Raw genomic sequence first — 15,988 nt, 5'->3', positions numbered from 1 at the left:
GAGGGACTTGCCAAGTCCCCTCTTCCTCCACCTCACCTCACCCCCCAAAGCACCTTCACCGACTGCGCTGCCGCACGCACATGGTGCACACGGAAGATCTGCGCCCCGCGCCGCATCCCGGCGGCGATACAGGCCACGGTGCCCGCATCTCGATCCGTCGCCTCCGGCAGATCCAGCACCTGGCCGATCACCGTTTTCCGCGAAACCGGCAGCAGCACCGGGCGGCCCCATTTTTGCAACTGGTCCGCATGGCGATACAACGTGAGGTTGTCCTCCCGCTGTTTGGCGAAGTCAATGCCCGGATCCAATATCAAGTGCTCCAAAGCCAGCCCTGCCCCTTCCGCCAGCACGATCTTTTCATTAAAGAACTGGGACATCGTCTCCAAAATGTCCGCATACCCAACATGCGTGTGCGGCACCTTCGGCTGGCCGATGCTGTGCATGATGAGCAGGCTGGCTCCATGCTCCGCGCACAGCCTGGCATTCGTCGCATCCGGCAGCGCGCTGATGTCATTGATGAGGTCGCCCCCATACGGCAGCACTGCGGCGATCACCTCCGGCCGCCAGGTGTTGATGGAAAGCATTGGCGGCCACAGTTGCTCACGGTCCCAAGGCGCCTCTTGCATCTTCGCCGCCAGCTCCGGCCAGACGGCCATGAAAGGCAGCAAACGTTGTATTTCCTCCTCCACGCTGATGGGGCCACGGTTGGTCCGTGCGCTCTCGGCACCGATGTCAATGATGTCCGCCCCGTCACTCAGCATCGCTTCCGCCTGGGCCAGCGCCTTGACAGGATCCAGCGTGCCATCGCCACAAAACGAGTCATCATTGATGTTCACGATCCCCATCACCAAAGGGCGGCGGGGAAACTCAATCACGTGCTCACGAGCTTTCCAGATCATAGTGGCCAAGTCTCCGGCAAGGGAACAATGCTCCGCTGCCGCTGGTGAAAACGCACCGTCTCGCGGTAACCCACACTGCGCACCAGCTCCAGCGCCGTGGCAAAATCGGCCCCCACATCGGTGGGCTTGTGCGCATCAGAATTGATAACGATTTGCACCCCGCCGCTGAAGGCCATCTCCAGCATCGCCCGTGCCGGATAGCATTCGCTCAGGCCTTTCCGCAGGCTGGCCGTGCTCACTTCCAGGATGCCTTTCGTATCCACCAGGGCCTGGATCACCGGCTCATAATAAGGCCGCAGATCTCCTGCGGGCAGCGCGCCGAATCGCTTGGCCAGATCCGGGTGCGCATGGAAATCATACTGCCGCGTGCGGATCATTTTTTCATACAGCCTCCAGTACAGCTTCCACATCTGCTCGATCTCGGTCGGCGTCTTGAAGTGGTTCATATACTTCGGATCATCCACTGCCAGATCCTCTTGGAGGTAATGCACACTGCCGATGAGATAATCCCAGCGGGCCATCCCCGCCGTCTCATCCGTCCAGGCCTCGCGTCCTTCCAGATAGTCGCACTCCAGCGCCAGCCGCACCGGGATGCCCACGCCCTGCCGCGCCTCTTCCACCATCTCCAAGTAACGCGGCAGATCTCCCAGCGCCATCCTCCAGTCATCCAGATGCCCCTGCACCGGATTGTGGTCCGAAAGCCCGATCTCTGCCAGCCCGATGCTCTCCGCATGACGCGCGTACTCGATGGGTTCACCCTCCGCATGATGACAGAGGGGGGTATGGTTATGATAGTCAGTCAGCACACCTCTTCTTGGCGGCAAAGAGGCCGGGTTGCAAGTGTCTCCGCGCCTTCCGTACTTCTGCAGATCCGGGCTGACCGGCATCTGTTCTTGGGCAATTCGATTTATCCGCAGAGGGGCAGAGGAGCAATGATGCAAAGAACGCCTGAGTTTCCAATCCCATCCAACTGAATGATCTACTCCCTCTGCCTCTCCGCCCCTCTGCGGTGAATCCGAGCTACCCTGGTCTCTCCATGACACCAGCAGACAAGTGGCTTCATCCTGCAAAAAAGTCCCCTCTCACCCTGTAAAGGTCCCATGCGCTTCCCAGCCCTGCTCCTCATCCTGGCCACCAGTCTCACTCTCGCGGCGGATCCCATTGCCCTGGGTTCACGCCGGGAGCTGTTTGTGGACAAGCTCCTCGTTGAGGAAATGAAAGGCACCACGCTGAAGATGCATGCTCCGGTGCCGGCTGGAGTGGCGGTGAAATTTGACCAGCCTTGGGAGGGGAGGTTCAGCGCTTACATCACGGTTCTGCACGATGAAGAGCTGAAAAAATACCGCATGTACTATCGCGGCAATGCCGGCTTCCGCGATGGCACGGATGGCGAGGTCACCTGCTATGCGGAATCCGAAAACGGCATCACCTGGACCAAGCCGAAGCTGGGCCTGCATGAGGCCAATGGCAGCAAGGACAACAACATCATCCTGGCCCACACCGCTCCCTACACCCACAACTTCGCCCCCTTTCTGGACAAGCGGCCCGGTGTGCCTGCGGACCAGCGTTACAAGACCCTGGCCGGCCTGGGCGGCAAGCATGGAGGGCTGGCCGCCTTTACCTCCGGCGATGGCATCCACTGGAAAAAGATGCGCGAGGAGCCGGTCATCACCAAAGGTGCCTTCGACTCCCAAAACGTCTCCTTTTGGTCCGAGGTGGAGCAATGCTATGTGGCCTACTTTCGTGTCTTTGTCCCCGGTGTGGAAAAGGATGCGAAGGGCAAACCGAAAAACGTCCGCTGGGTGAGCCGCGCCACCAGCCAGGACTACCTCACCTGGACGGACGCCGTGCAGATGACCAGCGACCAGCCCCTGGAGGACCAGATTTATATCAGCCAGACCACGCCTTACTTCAATGCGCCGCACCTCTACATCGCCACCGCCGCGCGCTTCATGCACAAGAAAAGCAGTCTGGATGACCAGGCGAAAAAGTATCTCGCCGAGGACACCAAGGCTTATGCTTCGCTCATCCAGGACACTTCCGAAGCCGTACTGATGACCAGCCGCGCTGGCAGCACGGAATACAACCGCAGCTTCATGGAAGGCTGGGTGCGCCCCGGCCTGCATTTTCGCAACTGGACCAGCCGCACCAACTACCCCGCCTGCGGCATCCTGCGCACCGGCAAGTCCGAGATGTCCACGTTCATCGAGCGGCACTACGGCCAAAGCACCGCTCTGCTCCAGCGCTACACGATGCGCCTTGATGGATTCGGTTCCCTGCATGCCGGGTATGAAACCGGCGAGATGACCACCCAGCCCATCACTTTCACAGGCAAGCATTTGCACCTCAATCTCTCCACCGGCGTCGCCGGCCATGTCGCTGTGGAAATCCAGGACGCCAAGGGTCTGCCCATCCCCGGTTTCACCCTCGCCGACTGCCAGGCCATCAGCTACGATGACATTGACCGCGTGATCTCCTGGACATCTGGCAAGGACCTCAGCGTCCTCGCTGGCCAGCCTGTGCGCCTGCGCTGGCAGTTAAAGGATGCCGATGTGTTTTCGTTTTGGTTCGCACCTTGATCTCCCCGGCCTCGGGGACTGATACCGTAAGACACTGCCAAACGACACCTCAATTGATTATGCGCTTGTTAGCTCAACTTCCTCGCTGTGCCCAACTCATCTATGCAGTCATCGCTCTGGCCGGGGCCGCACTGGTGACCGCATCACCAGTCCAAGCCCAGGCACCCAAACGGACCGGCTCCTGGCCTGAAAAGCGGCAGCAAATCGAGCGCGCCTGGCTGGATCTGCTGGGCGACTTTCCCACGGAGATCCCTTCGCTCAAACCCATCATGAAGCAGGTCACCCTGGAACCGGGCTGCCCGTCCGAGCGACTGACCCCGCAACAGCTCGCCGTATTGAAGCAGCAAATCGCGGAGGAGAAAGACGGCATCCAGCGCTATCATGTGAGCTTTCAAACCGAAGCCAACGACCGGGTCACCGGCTGGCTGCTCGTGCCGGAGAGCGCCCGCAAACAACCTTCACCGGCCATGATCTGCATCCACAGCACGACGCTGGGTTCCGGCAAAGACGCCACCATCGGCCTCTCCGGTCGCACAGCCGTGGACCCGCCGGATACCACCGAGGGAGGCCGTTCCTACGGCCTGCATCTGGCCCGCCACGGTTACGTCACTTTGAGCATAGATCTGCTCACCGATGGCGAGCGTGTGGAACCTGGCGAGGAGGTCAATGAAACCCGCCCTTTTTACAAACGTCACCCTGAGTGGTCCATGGTGGGCAAGAACACCTGGGACATCATGCGCAGCGTGGACTTCCTGGAAACGCTCGACTTCATTGACCCCAAGCACATCGGCTGTATTGGCCTGTCCCTTGGCGGTCACACCTCCGTCTTCGCCGGCGCCTTTGAACCCCGCCTTGCCGCCACCGTCAACATCGGCGGCGTGCTCGACTGGCACCGCCCGACCGAAACCTGGTCCCGCAGCAAGGGAAGGTACATCTACATCAAAAAGTTCCGGCCCTACGTGGATGATCCAAAACTGCCGGTGCCGGCGGATTTTGATGAATTGATGATGCTCGTGGCTCCGCGTCCCCTGCTCATCCTGTCCAGCGAGTGGGAGTTTTACAACCGCCGCAGCCTTTTGGACAAATGCCTCTCCGTGGCCAAGGTCTATCGCGACTGGAAAGATGCGCCCGGTCTGCCCAGCGTGATGGAGGCCCGCCGCAACCTGAAAAGTTATGCGAAAACCTTGAGCTACTACAAGGAACGCTACGACATCTCCCCGGAACAAATGGAAAAGGACCTCCGCAAAATCGGTGCCGGCGACTGCTTCGGCTGGTTCTCCTACCCCGGCGGCCACAGTTTCCCCCCCGTCGCCCGGCAATACACCTTCGCGTGGCTCGACCGGTGGCTGGACAAGGATGATCAGTGGTATGGCCGTTTCGCGCGGCCTTAATCCTCTGAGAAAGATCTGCCTTGGTGTGGCTGTTTCGCCTCACCCCTTCCTTCCCGCTCGGTAATCCGTCGGGCTGCACTTCATCACCCGGCGGAACAGGCGGTTAAAAAACGATACCTGGGTGAAGCCGCAGCGCAGGGCGATCTCCAGCACGCTGCGGTCGCTTTCCACCAGCTCGCGGCAGGCGGCCTGGAGGCGCAGGTGATTGAGGAACTCGCTCATGGTCCGCCCGGAGTGTTTCTTGAACTGGCGGGCGAAGGTGGGACGGCTCAGGTGCGTGAGTTTTAAGACCTCCTCCAGCCGTACTTCCTCGCGGTAATGCGCCACCAGATGACGTACCGCTTTGGCAATGGCCTGCTGGTAATGCGACTCCGCCGCCAGGGCAAAGGAGCGCCCTGAAAGCGGCCGGTGCTCCGCTGCCGAGGCCTGCCGGATGCTGGAAAGAATGCGCAGCAGCAGCGCCAGTTGTTGCAGCCCGTCCGCCTGCGTCATCTCCTGCAGCCAGCCGGAGATGGCCTCTGCCGTCTGCCCGCGCAGGTGCAGCCCCTGACCGGCTTGGCGAAAAACCTCCGCCAGCGCCGCCGTCTCCGGAAAGGACCAGAAGGCATGGCCTAACGGAAAGTACCACTGCACGGAGATGCCGCTGGAAGCCTGCCGCGTATGCCAGTAATGCGGCAGCCGCTCCCCCAGCAGAACCAGATCTCCGGGCGCAAAAGCGCCGATGTGATCCCCCACAAACCTCGTGCCCTCGCCCGAGGTGAAAAGCGTCAGCTCCATTTCCACATGAAAGTGCCAGTGCGTGCCCTCCCCCGTCACCCGCTCCGCCATGTCTGGCCCCAGCACGCACTCCACCTCCCGCAGAGAGCGCGACCAGCGCAGCACCCGGAAAGAGTGCCCGCTGGGTATCTGGATCTGCTCGCGCTCCACCTGCATGACCACTTTCATAGCACCTTTTCACCCCATTTCCAAAGCTGAATGAGATGATAGTGCCAGTTTTCGAGACGGCACACGTAGCGCCCGCCACCCAAAGCCGTTACAAAGGACACCGCATGAGCACTCCAACCGACTACCGTTTTTCTTTTGGCCCCTGGAACATCAGCGAAGGCGCAGACCCCTTCGGCACCGAAGTCCGCCCCGTTTTCCCGCATGAGGAAAAATACGCTCTTTACCGCCCGCTGGGCTTTGAAGGCGTGCAGTTCCACGACGACGATGTCGTCCCCGGCATGGACGGTTTCACCCCCGCGCAGCTCACGGAAAAAGCTACCGAGGTGAAGACCATGCTGGCCAACCAGGGCCTTATCCCTGAGTTCGTCGCCCCGCGCCTGTGGTTTGCCGAGCAGACCACCGATGGCGCTTACACTTCCAACAGCGCCTCCGACCGCCAGTATGCCTGGGATCGCACCAAGAAGTGCATTGATATCGCCCGCGCCCTGGATTGCAAAGCCATCGTCCTCTGGCTCTCCCGCGAAGGCACCTACATCCGCGAAGCCAAAGATGCCCGCCTCGCCTACCAGCGCATTTTGGAAACCGTGAACGCCATGCTGGACTACGACAAGGAGATCGAAATCTGGATCGAGCCAAAGCCCAATGAGCCGACCGACCAGGCCTACGTGCCCACCATTGGCCATGCCATCGCCCTGTCTTTCGCCTCCAGCGACCACAAGCGCGTCAAGGGCCTCATCGAAAGCGCCCACGCCCTCCTTGCTGGCCTCGACCCCAGCGATGAAATGGCCTTTGCTCTCGCCCATGACAAGCTGGGCAGCGTCCATCTCAATGACCAGAACGGCCTGAAATACGATCAGGACAAAAACTTCGGCGGAGCCAATCTGCGCGTCGCTTTCAACCAGGTCCGTGTGCTTGAAGAAGCCGGCTACGGCCAGCGTGGCGAGTTCATCGGCCTGGACATCAAGGCCATGCGCACCCAGCGCGGCTGCCCCGTCACCGCCCACCTCAGTAACAGCCGCGAGCTTTTCCTCCACGTCCTGGAAAAAGTCCGCACCGTGGACAACAACCTCATCCAGCAGTTCCGCGACGCCCGCGACTACGAAGCGTTAGAATTGTACATCATGAAGCACTTGATGGGACTCAAATAATCGCTGAACGACTCACTCTTCCATGAAACAATACCGTCTCAACCGTCTCTTCAATGCCAAGTCCGGCCGCTGCTTCGATGTGGCCGTGGACCATGGTTTCTTCAACCAGCCTGGTTTCCTTCAGGGCATCGAGGATATGCGCGTGGTCATCAAGACCCTCGTGGATGCCGCCCCGGACGCCATTCAGCTCACCGTCGGCCAGGCCCGTCATTTGCAGGAAGTGCCAGGACGCTTCAAGCCCTCCCTCGTGCTCCGCACGGATGTGGCTAATATCTATGGCAAAGAGCTGCCAGAAAGCCGCTTCAGCCTCATGCTGGAAGAAACGATGCTTCAGGCCGTGCGCCTGGACGCCGCCTGCGTCTGCGTGAACCTGTTCCAGATCCCGGGTGCACCGGAAGTGCATGAGCAGTGTGTGGAGAACATCCTCCGCCTCAAGCCCCAGGCCGACTACTACGGCATGCCGATGATGATCGAGCCGCTGGTTTTCCAGGCCAACAGCATCGCTGGCGGTTATATGGTGAATGGCGATGAAACCGCCATCACTTACCTCGTCCGTCAGGCCGTGGAACTGGGTGCCGACATCGTCAAGGCCGACCCGACCGATGACGTCAGCGTTTATCACAAGGTCATCGCCGCCGCTTCCGGCATCCCCATCCTCGTCCGTGGCGGTGGCCGCGTGAGCGACAAGGAAATCCTGGAGCGCACCCAGGGCCTGCTTCAGCAGGGCGCAGCGGGCATCGTCTATGGCCGCAACGTCATCCAGCACCCCAATCCGAAAGGCATCACCCAGGCCCTGATGGCTATGGTGCATGACAATGCCAGTGTGGACGAAGCCCTCAAACTGGTGACCGCATGAGCATGAAAGACATTCGCATCGGCATTATCGGCGGCGGCCTCATGGGCCGCGAAATGGCTAGCGCCTTCGCCCGCTGGTGTGCGCTCACCGATGTGAGCGTGCGCCCTGTGCTCACCTCGGTTGCAGACCTGAACCCGGCCACCCTGGCCTGGTTTGACTGCATCCCCTCCTGCACTCAGAAGACCACGGATTATAAAGAGCTCCTCGCCAATCCCGAGGTGGATGTGGTGTATGTGGCTGTGCCGCATAACCTGCACGAGAAGCTTTATCTGGACGTCCTCGCCGCTGGTAAGGACCTCTTCGCTGAGAAACCCTTCGGCATTGATCTGGCCTCCTCCCGCCGCATTCTCGATGCGGTGAAGTCGAGCGGCCGTTTCGTCCGTTGCAGCTCGGAGATGCCGTTTTTTCCAGGCGCTCAGCGTGCTTTTGAAATCGCCAAAAAAGGTGAAATCGGCCGCGTGCTGGAAGTCGTCTCCGGCTTTCATCACAGCAGCGACCTGGACCCCTCCAAAGCCGCCAACTGGAAGCGCCTCAACGTCACCTGTGGTGAAGGCGGCGCGCTCAATGACCTGGGCATGCACTCCTGCCACCTTCCCCTGCGCTTGGGCTGGAAGCCAAAGCGTCTCTTCGCCCAGCTTCAGAAAGGTTATGCCCAGCGCCCGGATGGCAAAGGCGGTACAACCAATTGTGATACCTGGGACAATGCCATGCTGCACACCTGGGCGGACATTGGCGGTCAGGAGACTCCCCTGCGCCTGGAAATGAAGCGTCTGGCTCCCGGAGCCACCAACACCTGGTTCATCGAGATCCTCGGCACCGATGGCGGCGTGCGTTTCAGCACAGCTGAACCGAAGACCCTGTGGATCTTCGAACGCGGTAAAGAGCAGTGGTGGAAGCGCACCGAGCTCGGCTTTGGCACCCCGTTCAAAGCCGTCACCGGAGGCATCTTCGAGCCGGGTTTCCCGGACGTCATTCAACAGATGTGGGCCGCCTATCTGATGGAGCGCGAAGGGCTGCTGGAAGGCCGCTTCGGCTGCGCCACGCCTGAAGAGGCCGTGGCCACTCATGAGATCTTCGCCGCCGCGCTGGAATCGCAGCGTGCAGGTTCCGTCGTCAGCCTCTGATTTGATCCCTCATGACCTCACCTCGCTCAGGCATTCTGGCCGCTGGCAACTTCATCGTGGACTACGTGAAGATTGTGGATCACTACCCCCAACAGGACATGCTGGCCAGCATCCTGGGCGAGTCGCAGGCCAATGGCGGCGGGCCTTATAACGTATTGAAAGACCTCGCCGCCATGCAGGCCGGTTTCCCTCTGGCCGCCTGCGGCCTCGTGGGAGATGATTCTAATGGCCACTGGATCCGCAGCGATTGCGAGGCGCACGGCATAAACACCGCACAACTGCACAGCACCACCCAGCGCTCCACCTCCTACACCGACGCCATGACCGTGCAGAGCACCGGTCGGCGCACCTTTTTTCATCAACGCGGGGCCAATGCCCTCTTCGATGCCACTCACTGCGACTGCTCGCAAACGAACGCCAAAATCCTGCATCTGGGTTACCTCATGCTGCTGGATCACATGGACAGCTTTGCACCCGATGGCCGCACCCATGCCTCCCATCTGCTGGCCCAAGCCCAGCAGGCCGGTTTGGAAACCAGCGTGGACATGGTCAGCACTGAGAACCCCCAGTTCCGTGAGATCGCCCTCAGCGCCCTGCCCTATACGGACCATCTCATCATCAATGAGATCGAGGCTTCACGTGTGCTCACCCGCACCGTCCCCGCCGATGACTTCCCTGGTCTCCTCGCCGCCGCTCAGGAGATCCTCCAGCTTGGCGTCAAACAGAGCGTGACCATCCACGTCGAGCACGGTGCCGCCGCCTGCACCCGCAGCGGTGGAACCCACATCCAGCCCTCGCTGAATCTCCCCGTAGGCTACAGCCAGGGCGCCACCGGCGCAGGCGATGCCTTCGCCGCCGGCCTCCTCTACGGTCTCCACGAATGTCTCCCCCTCCCCGACCGCCTACGCCTCGCCGTCTGCACCGCCGCCGCCTCGCTCTCCCATCCCACTCCTTCTGGCGGCATGAAACCCGTCGCCGAATGCCTGGCCCTCGCGGGCCATTTTGAGTTCCGGTTTTAAAAGCTTCTGATAAAACAACCCATATCTTGACGTTCTAACAATGGTCAGACCATCTGATCACCCGCCATGATTCTCGATACCATCGCCCGCCCGCCTTCGTTGGTGGAAAAAGTCTGCCAAAGCCTTGCCGCCATTGCCCGGCGGGACCGGGCCGATGAGGAAAACTGGCTGCCCACCGAGCGCGAACTCGCCGCCCAGCTCGGCGTCAGCCGTAGTGTCGTGCGCGAGGCCACCAAACGGCTTGAGCAGCAAGGTCTCCTTGAGATCCGCCAGGGCCTGGGCACACGTACGGTCAACCATCTGCACAAGCCGCTTACCGGTGCCCTGGAACTCCTCGTCCCGGAGGAAACTGAACGCCTGCGCCAGCTCATCGAGGTACGCCTTATGGTCGAGCCCGAAAACGCCCGTCTCGCGGCCGAACGCGCCACCGCAAAGCAGATCACCACCCTGCGTGCCGTGCATGAAAAACTGGCCCTCGCAGACTCCTTTGAAGACTCCGTCATGGCCGATATGGAATTTCATCGCACTCTTGCGGTGCTGTCCGGGAACCAGATCGCCGGGCTGCTCATGCAGTCTCTTTCAGAACTGCTGCAGGTCAGCCTCAAGCATGGCTACAAACGTGTCACCCCCGCCACGGCCATCAAGCAGCACGCCGCCGTGGTAAAGGCCATCGAACAACGCGACAGCGCCGCCGCCGCCCGTGCCATGCACCGCCACCTCGTCACCGCCTGCAACGACCTGGAACTCAACTGATCCACCGCCTAACCATGAATGCGACCTTTCTTTCTCGCCGTGCGTTTTTGGAGCGCATGAGCACCGGCCTCACCGGCGTGGCCCTCACCCGGCTGATCGATGGTGCGCCGGTCCAGCATCCGCACTTTGCGCCGAAGGCGAAGCAGGTGCTGCAGATTTTCTGCCCAGGTGCCGCCTCCCATGTGGATCTTTGGGATCACAAACCCCTGCTGGAAAAATACCACGGCACGCCTATGCCCGGCGGTCAGGCCGAAGTCAGTTTCCAAGGAAAAAACGGCAATCTCATGCGCTCCCCTTGGGACTTTGTGCCTGCGGGCAAAAGCGGCAAAAGGATCTCCTCCATGCTGCCTAATATGGCACGGCATGTGGATGACATCGCCTTTGTTCACAGCATGGCCTCACGAACGAACACCCACGGCCCCGGTTGCGTGAACATGAACTCCTGCTTCACCCGCGACGGTTTCCCCAGTGCCGGTTCCTGGGTCAGTTATGGCCTGGGCAGCCTCAATGAAAACCTGCCCACCTACGTCTCCATCCAGGACCTCCGTGGCGAGCCGCCTAACGGCAAGTCCAACTGGAGCAACGGCTTCCTCCCGGCCCAGCATCAGGCCGTCTCCATGGCCGCACAGCAGCCCTTGCGGAACCTCGACCGCCCCACCTCCATCCGCCCGGAGGAGGAAAAGGCCACCCGCGATTTCCTCCAGTTCATGAACCAGGAACATGCGAAGGCCCATCCCGGCAATGAAGAACTGCGCGCCCGCATGGCCGCCTATGAACTGGCCGCCAAGATGCAGCTCACCGCCCCAGAGGTGAGCGACCTTTCCAAAGAACCCCAGCATATCCAGGATCTCTACGGCACCGCCGACAGCAATCCGCTGAAGGCCGCTTATGCCCGCAACTGCCTGCTGGCCCGCCGTTTCCTAGAGCAGGGTGTCCGCTACGTCAGCCTCTACTGCGCCTCCCGCGCCAGCTCCGTGGACGGCCTCCTCAACTGGGATGCCCACAAGACCCTGAAGGCCGACTACGAACGCCACTGCCCCATCTTCGACCAGCCCACAGCCGCCCTCTTAACCGACCTCAAACAGCGCGGCATGCTCAATGATGTGCTCATCATCTGGTGTACCGAGTTCGGCCGTATGCCCACCCATCAGCAGGGCACCTCCGGCCGCGACCACAACCCCGATGCCTTCACCACCTGGATGATGGGCGCGGGCATCCGCGGCGGTATCAGCCACGGTGCCACCGATGACTTCGGTCGGCGCAGCGTGCAGGACATCACCACCGTCTATGACTTCTACGCCACCATCCTTCATTTGTTAGGCCTGGACCACGAAAAGCTCACCTACTACCACAACGGCACCAACCGCCGCCTCACCGACGTCCACGGCCATGTGCTGTCGAAGATTTTGGCGTGAGATTTCATTGCACCCTGCGAATGACTTTAACGAATCATCCAACGAGAAGCCTTCCATCACGCCGCATCAGCGGTGACACGGGCGGCCCGGGACATTCGTTGCTCAAGCGCTCGCTCAAAGCTGACCAGCTCGCGCAAAAGCGCGTTGTACCGGCCATGTGCCTCGTTCCCATGTTCCTGCGCCAGCAAGAAGTAAAGGGCGTGATCCGCCTCCAGGGCCTGCTGAGAAGTGACCTGAACAGGCACACCGCAGCGCTGCAGCTTCGGGCTTGCAATACGCACCAGAAAAGCCTCTTCACTCTCCTTACAGGCAGCCAGATCCCCGAGCCCCCTCAGGATCAGGTCGGCTCCAGGCAAGCCATCAAATCTCAGCGCATCATCGGGCATACTGGCACTCTACATCCCTTCCCCGCAAACGTCCAGAACACGTTGTTTCAACGAGGGTGCATCAATGGCCGGATACCTTATAACCTGGGCTTCAACCTCCAGAAAAAGTTCCTTCAACCTCTCGCGCTGAACCAGTCCGTCATTCATCATGCAGGCGACGTCATGCCGGTCTCGAGGATGATCCCGCTCAATCTTCGACAAGGCCTGGCCATAGAAATCGTAATGATAAAAGGTCAGCAAGCCATGCTGGGCAATGAACCGGCTTCTCTCCTGCCATCCGGGCAAAACAGGTACAAACTGGTCGGGCGAAGCGAGTTCGATGTTCAAATCCAGGCTGTCTTTAAGATGCGGCAGGCACTCGAAAAAACCCAACGGTTCAGGCTCGGCTTTCAAATCCACATCAATCGTCATTTCACGCCAGCCCAGGAGCACTGCGGACACTCCGCCGGTAAAATACACCCGCCCTGCCGAGCGCACCGCCCGGCCCATTTCACGCATCAAACTTTCGATTCGCGCAGCCGTCGTGTGAGATCGCATCTCTTACGCTAAGCCATCCTCCTTTTTCACCCAAACCGTTTCTGCGTGCTTTCCAACCATTTCCCACCCAGCCATGAAGCCCGTCCTCTTCCTCCTGACCGTCTTCTCCCTGCCCGTCCTCGCGGCGGACGACATCGCTTTCTTTGAGCAAAAGGTCCGCCCGGTGCTGGTGGAGCATTGTTATTCCTGCCACAGTGCGGAGGCGAAAAAACTCAAAGGCAACCTCTACCTCGACTCCAAAGCTGGCTGGGAGAAAGGCGGCGATAGCGGTGAGCCATCCATCATTCCGGGCAGGCCGGAGGACAGCCTCCTCATCCGCAGCATCCGGCATCTGGAGGAGGACCTGGAAATGCCGCCCAAAAAGCCCCGGCTGCCGGACGCCGTCATTGCCGATCTCGTCACCTGGGTCCAGATGGGCGCGCCCGATCCCCGCACGGGTGCACAAGTGGAAGCCAAGCGCGCCGACAAATCCTGGTGGTCCCTCCAGCCTCTCGGGAAAACTTTTGCCCACAAGGATGTGGATGCCTTCATCACCGCCCGGCTCGATGAAAAAGGCCTCAGCCAAAACCCACCTGCGGATGCGCGCAGCCTCATCCGCCGCATGAGCTACGACGTCACCGGCCTGCCCCCCACACCGGATGAAGTGACCACTTTTGCCGCCGCCTTTCAGGCGGATCCAGACCGCGCCACCGCCGCTCTCGCGGACCGCCTGCTGGCCAGCCCGCAGTATGGTGAGCAATGGGGCCGACACTGGCTGGATGTCGTGCGTTTTGGTGAGAGCAACGGCTTCGAGCGCAACTTCATTATTGATGACCTCTGGCCCTTCCGGGATTACGTCATCCGCTCCATCAACGATGACAAACCCTTCAACCAGTTCATTCAGGAGCACCTCGCTGGCGATGTCATCGGCAAGGACAATCCTGCTGTCGAAGTCGCCAGTGCCTTCCTCGTCGCCGGGCCTTATGATGACGTCGGCAATCAGGATCCCGTGGCCAAAAAGAACATCCGCGCCGCCACCCTGGATGACATCATCACCGCCACAGGCGGTGCCTTCCTTGGCCTAACAATCAATTGCGCACGCTGCCACCATCACAAGTTCGATCCCATTCCCACCGAGGACTATTACCGCCTGCGTGCCGCCTTTGAGGGCGTCGTCCATGGACGCCGTGTCGTCGCCAGTGCCGAGCAACGCGCTGCCCACGCTGCCGCCATGAAACCCCTGGTTGAAAAACAGGCCGCCCTCACCAAGGACAAAACCGCACTCGAAGCCAGCATCGAAAAACGCGCCAAAGCCGCCCTCGCCCAGCAAAAGCCCACGCGCCCGAAGATTGATCCCCACGGCACCGACGAATCCTTTCCTCCCGTCCAGGCCCGCCATCTCCGGTTTGTCATCCAGGCCACCACCGGCGACAGCAAGGATAAAAAAGTGTCCGGCCGCCTCACCGAGTTCCAGGTCTGGAGCGCCACGAAACCGGATCACAACGTCGCCCTCGCCAGCCACGGCAGCACCGCCGCAGGAGCCAAATCCGCCACCGCCGAAGACTTCCCCGAGGCCTACGGTCCGCATCTCTGCATTGACGGCAGTTTGGGCGAGCAATGGTTCATCGGCAACCCCGCCATCCTCACCCTCACCTTCCCGCAACCGGAATCCATTAACCGCATCACCTTCATCAACAACCGTGGCGGCAAGGACATGGACGACAGCAGAGCCCGAGGAGCCACCCCTTGCGAGTATGAAGTGCAGGTTTCCATGGATGGTAAAACTTGGCAGACAGTCGCCAGCGACGAAGGCCGCGAGTCCTGGTCCCCCGCCCATGGCATCGCCAAAATCAGCCAGCAGATCATCACGCCCGAAGAAAAAAGCCAGCTAACTGGGCTGAAGAAACAGATCGCCACCGTCCAGGCCGCCATCACTGCCGTTCCCCCGCTCCCTCAGGCCTGGGTGGGCAATCACACCCAGCCTGCAGGACCCACCTTGGTTGACAAAGGCGGCGACCCCATGAAACCCGGCGATCCCGTGCAGCCCGCCAGTCTTCAGGTGCTGGACCAGATCACGCCTGCCTTTGAACTGCCCGTGGACGCCCCGCAGAGCGAGCGCCGTCTCGCCCTCGCCCGCTGGATCACCAGCGATGAGAACGCCCTCACCGCCCGTGTCCTGGCCAACCGCGTCTGGCAGTATCACTTCGGTACCGGCCTGGTGGATACGCCCAGCGATTTCGGTTACCTCGGCAGCCAGCCCACCCATCCGGAGTTGCTGGATTATCTCGCCCAGCGCCTCCTCCATCATGGCTGGAAGCTCAAGCCGCTCCATCGGGAGATCCTCCTCTCCCGCAGCTACCGCCAGTCCGGCAGCTACCGGCAGGAGGCCGCGCAGGCAGACCAGGATGCCCGCCTCCTTTGGCGCTTCCCGCCCCGCCGCCTCACCGCCGAGGAAATCCGCGATACCCTCCTCGCCACCGCCGGCCAACTGCGCCTCACCCCCGCCGGCGGCCCCGGCTTCCGCCTGTATAAATTCACCCAAAACAACGTCAGCACCTACTTCCCTCTCGATGCCCACGGCCCCGAGACCTACCGCCGCGCCGTTTATCATCAAAATGCCCGCGCCAGCGTCGTGGATGTCCTCAATGACTTCGACCTCCCCGACATCTCCTTCGCCTCCCCCCGCCGTGCGAATACCACCACCCCGCTCCAGGCCCTCACCCTGCTGAATCACAGCTTCACCCTGGACATGGCCACCGCCCTCGCCTCCCGTTTGCAGGAGGCAGATCCCGTCACGGAAGCTTACGCCCTCGCCTTCCAGCGACTACCCACCCCAAAAGAGCAAAAAGCCGCAGCTGCTTTCATCCATATCCACGGCACCACCGCCTTCTGTCGCGCACTGCTGAATGCCAACGAACTCATTTATCTGGAATGAAACCCTTTGGCCCCTGGCCAAA

14 protein-coding genes are annotated in these 15,988 nt (G+C 60.9%); 9 read left to right on the top strand and 5 right to left on the bottom strand.

Features of this window, described 5'->3' with window-relative positions; translation table 11 throughout:
- Nucleotides 1–32 precede the first annotated feature (32 nt).
- Nucleotides 33–899 (bottom strand): dihydropteroate synthase, encoded by an 867-nt coding sequence (gene folP, locus WJU23_RS03315; protein ID WP_346331111.1) that lies wholly within the window; start codon nucleotides 897–899, stop codon nucleotides 33–35.
- Nucleotides 896–1,705 (bottom strand): histidinol-phosphatase, encoded by an 810-nt coding sequence (locus WJU23_RS03310; protein ID WP_346331110.1) that lies wholly within the window; start codon nucleotides 1,703–1,705, stop codon nucleotides 896–898. The genes folP and WJU23_RS03310 overlap by 4 nt, the downstream gene beginning before the upstream one ends.
- A gap of 294 nt (nucleotides 1,706–1,999) precedes the next feature.
- Between WJU23_RS03310 and WJU23_RS03305 the strand changes: the two genes are divergently transcribed.
- Entirely contained in the window at nucleotides 2,000–3,478 is a 1,479-nt protein-coding gene (locus tag WJU23_RS03305; RefSeq protein ID WP_346331109.1) for a hypothetical protein, read from the top strand.
- Between the two features lie 59 nt (nucleotides 3,479–3,537).
- Nucleotides 3,538–4,869, top strand: coding sequence for an alpha/beta hydrolase family protein (locus WJU23_RS03300; protein WP_346331108.1), 1,332 nt, complete (start codon nucleotides 3,538–3,540; stop codon nucleotides 4,867–4,869).
- A 39-nt stretch (nucleotides 4,870–4,908) separates the two neighbouring features.
- Here the strand turns inward: WJU23_RS03300 and WJU23_RS03295 are convergent, their stop codons facing one another.
- Nucleotides 4,909–5,814, bottom strand: coding sequence for an AraC family transcriptional regulator (locus tag WJU23_RS03295; RefSeq protein WP_346331107.1), 906 nt, complete (start codon nucleotides 5,812–5,814; stop codon nucleotides 4,909–4,911).
- Between the two features lie 104 nt (nucleotides 5,815–5,918).
- Between WJU23_RS03295 and WJU23_RS03290 the strand changes: the two genes are divergently transcribed.
- From WJU23_RS03290 to WJU23_RS03265, 6 genes are all read left to right on the top strand, one after another.
- Nucleotides 5,919–6,962 carry a TIM barrel protein gene (locus tag WJU23_RS03290; RefSeq protein ID WP_346331106.1) on the top strand — a complete coding sequence of 348 codons (1,044 nt, stop codon included), beginning with the start codon at nucleotides 5,919–5,921 and terminating at the stop codon, nucleotides 6,960–6,962.
- A 22-nt stretch (nucleotides 6,963–6,984) separates the two neighbouring features.
- The gene (locus tag WJU23_RS03285) at nucleotides 6,985–7,818 is read left to right on the top strand and encodes an aldolase (RefSeq protein WP_346331105.1); all 834 of its coding nucleotides are present in this window, start codon (nucleotides 6,985–6,987) and stop codon (nucleotides 7,816–7,818) included.
- Between the two features lie 2 nt (nucleotides 7,819–7,820).
- On the top strand, nucleotides 7,821–8,942 hold the full coding sequence (locus WJU23_RS03280) for a Gfo/Idh/MocA family oxidoreductase (RefSeq protein ID WP_346331104.1): 1,122 nt from the start codon (nucleotides 7,821–7,823) through the stop codon (nucleotides 8,940–8,942).
- A gap of 11 nt (nucleotides 8,943–8,953) precedes the next feature.
- The gene (locus tag WJU23_RS03275; protein ID WP_346331103.1) at nucleotides 8,954–9,961 is read left to right on the top strand and encodes a carbohydrate kinase family protein; all 1,008 of its coding nucleotides are present in this window, start codon (nucleotides 8,954–8,956) and stop codon (nucleotides 9,959–9,961) included.
- A 66-nt stretch (nucleotides 9,962–10,027) separates the two neighbouring features.
- A complete protein-coding gene (locus WJU23_RS03270; protein ID WP_346331102.1) occupies nucleotides 10,028–10,714 on the top strand; it encodes an FCD domain-containing protein in 687 nt (228 codons plus the stop codon).
- A 14-nt stretch (nucleotides 10,715–10,728) separates the two neighbouring features.
- Nucleotides 10,729–12,129 (top strand): DUF1501 domain-containing protein, encoded by a 1,401-nt coding sequence (locus tag WJU23_RS03265; RefSeq protein WP_346331101.1) that lies wholly within the window; start codon nucleotides 10,729–10,731, stop codon nucleotides 12,127–12,129.
- A 56-nt stretch (nucleotides 12,130–12,185) separates the two neighbouring features.
- On the opposite strand, the gene WJU23_RS03260 is transcribed toward WJU23_RS03265, so the two are convergent.
- Nucleotides 12,186–12,515 (bottom strand): hypothetical protein, encoded by a 330-nt coding sequence (locus WJU23_RS03260; protein WP_346331100.1) that lies wholly within the window; start codon nucleotides 12,513–12,515, stop codon nucleotides 12,186–12,188.
- Nucleotides 12,516–12,524: 9 nt separating this feature from the next.
- A complete protein-coding gene (locus tag WJU23_RS03255; RefSeq protein WP_346331099.1) occupies nucleotides 12,525–13,052 on the bottom strand; it encodes a DUF6036 family nucleotidyltransferase in 528 nt (175 codons plus the stop codon).
- A gap of 73 nt (nucleotides 13,053–13,125) precedes the next feature.
- Between WJU23_RS03255 and WJU23_RS03250 the strand changes: the two genes are divergently transcribed.
- The gene (locus tag WJU23_RS03250; RefSeq protein WP_346331098.1) at nucleotides 13,126–15,966 is read left to right on the top strand and encodes a DUF1553 domain-containing protein; all 2,841 of its coding nucleotides are present in this window, start codon (nucleotides 13,126–13,128) and stop codon (nucleotides 15,964–15,966) included.
- Nucleotides 15,967–15,988: the final 22 nt, after the last annotated feature.

The organism is Prosthecobacter sp. SYSU 5D2 (assembly GCF_039655865.1).
Lineage (GTDB): Bacteria > Verrucomicrobiota > Verrucomicrobiia > Verrucomicrobiales > Verrucomicrobiaceae > Prosthecobacter.
This window is presented reverse-complemented; position numbering and strand designations above follow the sequence as displayed.

Bases quoted from the DNA above. Each gene is read 5' to 3' on its own strand.
- WJU23_RS03255 (WP_346331099.1), bottom strand. From the start codon at position 13,052: ATGCGATCTCACACGACGGCTGCGCGAATCGAAAGTTTGATGCGTGAA.
- WJU23_RS03275 (WP_346331103.1), top strand. From the start codon at position 8,954: ATGACCTCACCTCGCTCAGGCATTCTGGCCGCTGGCAACTTCATCGTG.
- folP (WP_346331111.1), bottom strand. From the start codon at position 899: ATGATCTGGAAAGCTCGTGAGCACGTGATTGAGTTTCCCCGCCGCCCT.
- WJU23_RS03250 (WP_346331098.1), top strand. From the start codon at position 13,126: ATGAAGCCCGTCCTCTTCCTCCTGACCGTCTTCTCCCTGCCCGTCCTC.
- WJU23_RS03290 (WP_346331106.1), top strand. From the start codon at position 5,919: ATGAGCACTCCAACCGACTACCGTTTTTCTTTTGGCCCCTGGAACATC.
- WJU23_RS03295 (WP_346331107.1), bottom strand. From the start codon at position 5,814: ATGAAAGTGGTCATGCAGGTGGAGCGCGAGCAGATCCAGATACCCAGC.
- WJU23_RS03265 (WP_346331101.1), top strand. From the start codon at position 10,729: ATGAATGCGACCTTTCTTTCTCGCCGTGCGTTTTTGGAGCGCATGAGC.
- WJU23_RS03305 (WP_346331109.1), top strand. From the start codon at position 2,000: ATGCGCTTCCCAGCCCTGCTCCTCATCCTGGCCACCAGTCTCACTCTC.
- WJU23_RS03270 (WP_346331102.1), top strand. From the start codon at position 10,028: ATGATTCTCGATACCATCGCCCGCCCGCCTTCGTTGGTGGAAAAAGTC.
- WJU23_RS03285 (WP_346331105.1), top strand. From the start codon at position 6,985: ATGAAACAATACCGTCTCAACCGTCTCTTCAATGCCAAGTCCGGCCGC.
- WJU23_RS03260 (WP_346331100.1), bottom strand. From the start codon at position 12,515: ATGCCCGATGATGCGCTGAGATTTGATGGCTTGCCTGGAGCCGACCTG.
- WJU23_RS03280 (WP_346331104.1), top strand. From the start codon at position 7,821: ATGAAAGACATTCGCATCGGCATTATCGGCGGCGGCCTCATGGGCCGC.
- WJU23_RS03300 (WP_346331108.1), top strand. From the start codon at position 3,538: ATGCGCTTGTTAGCTCAACTTCCTCGCTGTGCCCAACTCATCTATGCA.